The following is a 1,635-nucleotide window of genomic DNA, read 5'->3' as shown; positions in this document are numbered from 1 at the left end:
GCCGGCATCCGGGCCGGCCACACCGTCACGCATCGCCCTCCGACGGTACGACGCGGCACCGCGCTCCCGCCTTGTACCACGGTCCAGGTCCGCATCAGACCGGCGAACGGGGTGGGCATCGGCCGAGGTGCCCACCGGTCGTGCCCGGCGGCCCGATGGCATGGACGGCGGGAGCTGGCGTACTCGGATCGACCAGGCCGGACGATGCGCGGCTCGCGGACACGGTGGCTCGCCGGGCACGGCGGGGTGCCGGACCCGTAGGTGGGCCCGTTGCGCGTCCGGCCCCCGCTAAGGTGAGGTGACCTTGACTTCGACCCCGTCGGTCCGGATCCCCGGACCCCCGCATCCTCGCGACCCGGACACCGGGCGCCGCGGACACCGCGGACACCGCGGACACCGACAAGTCCCGGCTCCGCCCCAGGCCGGGGGTGGGCCGGCCGCCCGGCTGGTCGCCCGGCGCCGGGTGGTGGCTCTCGCCGTCCTGATCGTCCTGGTGTGCCTGACGGCGCTGCGGATAGCCGTCGGCGGTACCCTGGCCGGGAGCGGCGACACCCCGCCGAACGCCGAATCGAGACGCGCCGCGGCGGTGCTCGCCGAGCGTTTCGGTGTCGCGCCCACCGGCGTCGTCCTGGTCGTCGGGGCCGTCGACGGCAGGGTGGACGACACCGCCGTCACCGACGCGGCCGGGGCGTTGCGCGCGCGGCTGGCCGGCACGCCCGGGGTCGTCTCGGTCGTCTCCTACTGGGACACCGGTGCCACCTCGCTGCGGTCCACCGACGGGCGCTACGGCTTGATGCTCGCGAGCCTCGCCGGCGACGACGCCGACCGCGAGGACCTCGCCCACCAGCTCGCCGACACGTTGCGCGTCCCCGCAGCCCCCGCCGGCTCCGCCCGCGCCGACGGACCGGTGACGGTCGGGGTGACCGGTTCGGACGTGGTCGGCGCTGAGACGAGCAAGCGCAGCACGTCGGATCTCGCCCGCGCGGAACTGGTCGCCTTCCCCGTGCTCCTGCTGCTGCTGGTCGTCTACCTGCGGCGCATCCGGCTCGCGTTCGTTCCCGTCGTCGCCGGCGGGGTCGCGGTGTTCGCGGCGATCAACGTCGTCGGACTGCTCGCCGCCGTTACCTCGATGTCGACCTTCACCACCAACATCACGGTGGGTCTCGGTCTCGGGCTCTCGATCGACTACTCATTGCTGCTGATCGCCCGGTACCGCGAAGAACTGGCCGGCGAGCCGACCGTGCCGCCGACGGAACGGACAGCGCCGACGGGGCAGACGGGGCTAGCAGACCGCGGCAGGCGGGATGCGGCGCTTGCCCGCACGATCCGGGCGGCGGGCCGGACGGTCGTCTTCTCGGCCGCCACCGTCGCCATCGCCCTCATCGGGCTCGCTCTCTTCCCGCTGCCGTTCCTCCGGTCGATGGCGTACGCCGGCATGGCGGCCACCGCGCTCGCCGGATTGTCGGCCGTCCTCGTGGTGCCCGTCCTGCTCGCGGCCCTCGGCGATCGGGTGATCGCCCGCCCGTCGCGGCGCTGGCGGCGGGAGCGGCGCGGGGACGGGGAACGGCCGGACGGCGCCGCGGCGGCACCAGCGGCACCAGCCGAACCAGCCGAACCAGCCGAACCAGCCGAACC

The 1,635-nt window shown here is 74.9% G+C and carries 2 protein-coding genes; both read left to right on the top strand.

Annotated features, from left to right (window positions below):
• A partial coding sequence (locus AC08OP_RS03275; protein ID WP_476612834.1) for a hypothetical protein occupies positions 1-261 on the top strand: 261 nt, incomplete at its 5' end.
• A gap of 43 nt (positions 262-304) precedes the next feature.
• A partial coding sequence (locus AC08OP_RS03270; protein WP_476612833.1) for an MMPL family transporter occupies positions 305-1,635 on the top strand: 1,331 nt, incomplete at its 3' end.

This window comes from Frankia sp. CeRuru1, assembly GCF_977966315.1.
This window is presented reverse-complemented; position numbering and strand designations above follow the sequence as displayed.